This window comes from Candidatus Cloacimonadota bacterium, assembly GCA_011372345.1.
Lineage (GTDB): Bacteria > Cloacimonadota > Cloacimonadia > Cloacimonadales > TCS61 > DRTC01.
Window position 1 is genome coordinate 1 of sequence record DRTC01000650.1, and the last position, 4,708, is coordinate 4,708.

Consider the following 4,708-nt stretch of genomic DNA (forward strand, 5'->3'; position numbering starts at 1 on the left):
AGGCAATTAATCTTCTTATATTCTTTCGATTCATAAAGTTAGAATTCTTATTTCTACAAATTTGGGGGTATGCTTGAGATTTATGAAAACTTCATAATTTTAAAACTTCGGAAATTTTAGTCATTTTCTAAAATACTTGTCAAATTTCAACATCTTAAAAACTTCGTTGCTCAAGAAAAAGTTTGATAAAAAAGGAGCAATGATGAGATACACAAACGAGAAGATAACGAAAAAACCGAGATTATATTTTTCTGAAGAATTGGATGTTTCCAAATGGGAAAATGTCGAAATAAAACTGAAAAAATTAGAATCGGAAAAAATTGGATCAGCAGATGATTTGATAAAATTCCTGGAAAAAGTTACGGAATTATCCAATATCTTAAATGAAGAACAAGCCTGGCGCTACATCAATATGACTCGCTTTGCCGATAAACCGGAATATGAAAAGAAATTCAACGAGTTTTTTGCAGGAGTAATTTCCAAAGTAAAACCATATAAATTCAAATTCAATAAAAAATTCTATGAAAGCCCTTATAGAAAGGAACTCGATGAGAAAAAATACGGACATTTGAATAAGATCATTTCCAATGATATCGAGCTTTTCCGGGAAGAAAATATTCCGCTAAAAGTAAAAGAACAGGAACTTGCCAATAAATACGGTTCAATTTTTTCCAAATTGACTGCAAATTATAAAGGCGAAGAAAAAACTCTTTCTCAATTGTCGGTTTATCTAAAAGACAAAGACCGGAAAGTTCGGGAAGAAGTCTGGAATCTGCGGTTGGAAAAAATGATGGAGAAACGGGAAGAATTCAACAAACTTTTTGATGAAATGAAAAAACTTCGTATTCAGCAGGCGAAAAATGCAGATTTTGATAATTACCGTGATTATATGCATCAATTAAAAGGAAGATTCTCTTATACTCCCGAAGATCTGAAAAAATTCCATAATGCAGTTGAAAAAGAGGTTCTGCCTTTCCTCAAGGAATTAACAGAAGAAAGAAAGACCAAACTGAAAATCGATTCTGTGCGCCCATGGGATACATCAGTCGATCTCGATGGAAAAACTTTAAAACCATTTCAGAAAATAGATGAATTCATCGGTAAAGGAATTGATATTCTGCACACGATCAAACCGGAATTCGGGAAAAGACTTCAGATGATGAAAAACACGGAATTCCTCGACTTGGAAAATCGCAAGGGAAAAGCTCCCGGAGGTTATAATTATCCGCTCGTAGAAACCGGTGCTCCTTTTATTTTTATGAATGCGGTCGGACTTCATCGCGATATTGTTACACTGCTGCACGAATCAGGTCATGCGATGCATACTTTTTCCATGAAAAACATCAAGATCGAAGCTTATAGATCCACACCGAGTGAAGTTGCGGAACTTGCTTCGATGGCAATGGAATTCATTTCAATGGATTTATGGAATAAATATTATTCAGACAAAAACGATCTGATAAAAGCAAAAAAAGAACAATTAAGAGGATCTTTAGAATTTCTTCCCTGGTGTATGATCGTTGATGCTTTCCAGCAATGGATATATACAAATCCGGAACATACTATCGAAGAAAGAGAAGAATATTTTACGGAACTGATGAACAGGTTTTCATCCGGAGTGGAATGGAATGGACTTGAAAAATTTAAAAAAATCCTATGGTTATTCCAACTCCATATCTTTGAAGTTCCTTTTTATTATATTGAATATGGAATTTCCCAACTCGGAGCGTTAGCTGTTTATCGAAATTATAAAAAATTCGGGAAAGAACAAGCATTGGAAAAATATGAAAATTTCCTGAAAGCAGGTTATTCGATTCCTGTGAATGAACTTTATGAAGAAGCCGGGATCAAGTTTGATTTTTCGGAAAAGTATGTAAAGGAACTGGTGGATTTTGTAAAGGAGGAGTTGGGGAAACTGGAATAAGAAAACAAGTGAAGATGAATTTATAATTTGCACAATCAATAAAGAAATTTATATTGTTTGTAGTACAAACTATAAGTAGGAGGTTTATTATGAGTGTAATGAGCATTCGGGTCGATGACAATAAAAGAAAAATTTTAAAAGTTATAGCATCAATAGAAGGTAAAACTATGGGTAATATAATTTCTGAATTAATTGAAAATTATATCAAAAAAAATAAAGGAAAAATCATTGAACTTTCAGCAAAAAATAATCTAAGCGAAATCATGAAAATGTCTGAAAAATCATTCCAAGAATGGGATAATGAAGAGGATGAAATCTATAATGATCTATAAAAAATGGGACATCATCTTAGTGCCTTTCCCTTTTACAGATTTATCATCATCAAAAAAAAGACCTGCTTTGATAATCTCACCTGACATATATAATAAAGAATCGGATGTAGTCATTGCTTTCATAACAAGCAAAATGAATCTAAAATATCGAATCGATGATTATAAAATATCTGAATGGAAAAAAGCAAATTTACCGAAACCTTCAATGATACGAATGAAATTTGCGACAATCGATAAATCCGTTATTATTAAAAAACTTGGTAGATTATTGGAAAAAGATAGAAAAAAATTCGGCGGATTATTGATCGATTTTTTCACAAACAAATAAATTTTTATCCAAAGATTTTTATAATAACATTGACAGATATTTGCATATTTTTTTCAAAAAATCCGGAAAATATGGAAGAAATGAGAAATGAATGAAGAAAATCGATTTACATATTCACACGAATTGTTCTGATGGAATATATTCCCCTGAACAGATACTGGAATTAGCCAGAGCAGATTTTTATGATGTGATTTCCATTACCGATCACGATACTCTCGACGGTTATAAAATCGCCCGAAAGTTAATTAATAATTACAAATTTGAGTTAATATCCGGAGTTGAGATAAGCAGTCTTTATCAAGGCATAGATGTTCATATTCTTGCTTATAATTTTGATCCGGAAAACAGGGAACTGATCGATCAATTAGATTTTATCCAAAAAGGAAGGTTTATCAGAGCAAAAAAAATCCTGAAAAAATTAAAATTCATGGGAATCGATATCGATTTCGAGAGAATCAGACAAATTGCCGGAGAGAACGATCTAATTGGCAGACCACACATTGGCAGAGCTTTGATCGAAACCAAACATTGCAGTAATATGAAGGAAGTTTTTGAAATTTATCTGGGAGAAGATTGTCCCGCTTATGTTCCAAAACCGGCTCCCAAAGTTAAGAAAGTCATTAAACTCATCAAAAAGGTCGGAGGAATTTCAGTGCTCGCTCATCCCTACACCCTCGGTGATGATCGGATAATTTTTGATTTTATCGAAATGGGTTTGGATGGAATCGAGGTTTTCTATGCCAAGCACAATGAAGACAAAATAAGTAATTATAACGAGATCGCTCAAAAGAACAACTTGATCAGAACCGGAGGCAGCGATTTTCATGGTGAGAACAGTTATGATCATTTCGGTGAGTACAGCGCCCCAGAATTTGTTTATGATGAGATCATGAAAAGCAGAAAAACTAATGAATAAAATCGAAACTTTAATAAATATTAATCAGAAAAAAGGATTCCCAAGAACTTACAGGTTCAATCCGTTTGTCCGCTGGTTCACCTTGTTATTAGGATTGTCAGTGATTGGCTGGGCGATTTTTCTGATCTTTACTAAAATCGGTCTGGAAACAAAATTTTTCTTTAAGCTCGCTCCTTTTTTAATTATTTTTTTCGCTGCAAATTCCGTGATGAGAAACCTGTTTTCCCTGAATACCATTTTATTTAAAAAAGATAAGATCGTATTTCGTTTTATCGGCAGAAAATCAACTTCCATTTACTGGTCTTCCCTCAAAAAAATGGAACTCGATGATGGTAAGCATAAGCTGATAGTTCTGACCTATATGGATAATACTAACGAGAAAAAATTCAGTTTCACGCTTTCTTTTCCCAATATGATGGAAATTGTGAACAGTATTGCAGAAATGTGTCCGGGATTGATCTATGATGAATTTATGAAAAATGTGATCATTTCCGATAAAGAACGGGAAAGTGCAAAAAAGAAAAAAGAAAATAAATTGGATGAAAATGATCGTTAAAAATAATTGCCTGAAATTTAACGGCGAAATTCCGTGTAAACCGCACAAGCTGGAGAATGTTCATTGCGAAGATTGTCCTTATTTTGAACCATTAAAAGAAAGAATATTGATCATAAAATTAGGAGCTGCCGGAGATGTGATCAGAACGACTCCGATCTTGCGAAAACTCAAAGAGGAATTTCCTCAAGCAGAGATCAACTGGCTGACGCATTCACCGGAATTCGTTCCAGAATCTTATGTTCATAATATTTTAGAATGGGATCCGAACACGATTTTGTGGCTGCAAACAAGAGAATTCGATTTTCTTTTTAACCTTGATAAAGATAGAGAAGCTGTCAGTCTGGCGGAATTGATCAAAGCGAAAACAAAGAAAGGTTTTTTAACCGACGATTTCGGGAAATGCAAGCCTGCTGATAAAGATTCAGAGAATAAATGGCTGACCGGATTATTCGATGATCTTAATAAACAGAATACAAAAAGTTATCCCGAAGAAATTTTTGAGATGCTCGGATTTTCCTATCATAAAGAAAAATATATTTTGGAATTATCTGCCAAACGGATCGATTTCGATCTACCTTTGAATCAGAGAATCATCGGATTAAATACAGGTTGTGGAACTCGCTGGTTAACCAGGCTCTGGGGAAAAGAAAAT

The 4,708-nt window shown here is 33.7% G+C and carries 6 protein-coding genes; all 6 read left to right on the forward strand.

What is annotated here, in order from left to right; genetic code table 11:
• The first annotated feature begins 202 nt into the window (after positions 1–202).
• Positions 203–1,924, forward strand: a complete 1,722-nt coding sequence (locus ENL20_12445) for a M3 family oligoendopeptidase (protein HHE39362.1) — start codon at positions 203–205, stop codon at positions 1,922–1,924.
• An 89-nt stretch (positions 1,925–2,013) separates the two neighbouring features.
• Positions 2,014–2,256, forward strand: coding sequence for a hypothetical protein (locus ENL20_12450; protein HHE39363.1), 243 nt, complete (start codon positions 2,014–2,016; stop codon positions 2,254–2,256).
• Positions 2,246–2,584, forward strand: coding sequence for a type II toxin-antitoxin system PemK/MazF family toxin (locus ENL20_12455; GenBank protein ID HHE39364.1), 339 nt, complete (start codon positions 2,246–2,248; stop codon positions 2,582–2,584). The genes ENL20_12450 and ENL20_12455 overlap by 11 nt, the downstream gene beginning before the upstream one ends.
• A 91-nt stretch (positions 2,585–2,675) precedes the next feature.
• Complete coding sequence (locus ENL20_12460) at positions 2,676–3,500, forward strand: PHP domain-containing protein (protein HHE39365.1); 825 nt, start codon at positions 2,676–2,678, stop codon at positions 3,498–3,500.
• Complete coding sequence (locus ENL20_12465; GenBank protein HHE39366.1) at positions 3,493–4,056, forward strand: hypothetical protein; 564 nt, start codon at positions 3,493–3,495, stop codon at positions 4,054–4,056. The genes ENL20_12460 and ENL20_12465 overlap by 8 nt, the downstream gene beginning before the upstream one ends.
• The coding region (locus ENL20_12470; protein HHE39367.1) for a glycosyltransferase family 9 protein at positions 4,046–4,708 on the forward strand (663 nt) is incomplete at its 3' end. The genes ENL20_12465 and ENL20_12470, both read left to right, overlap by 11 nt.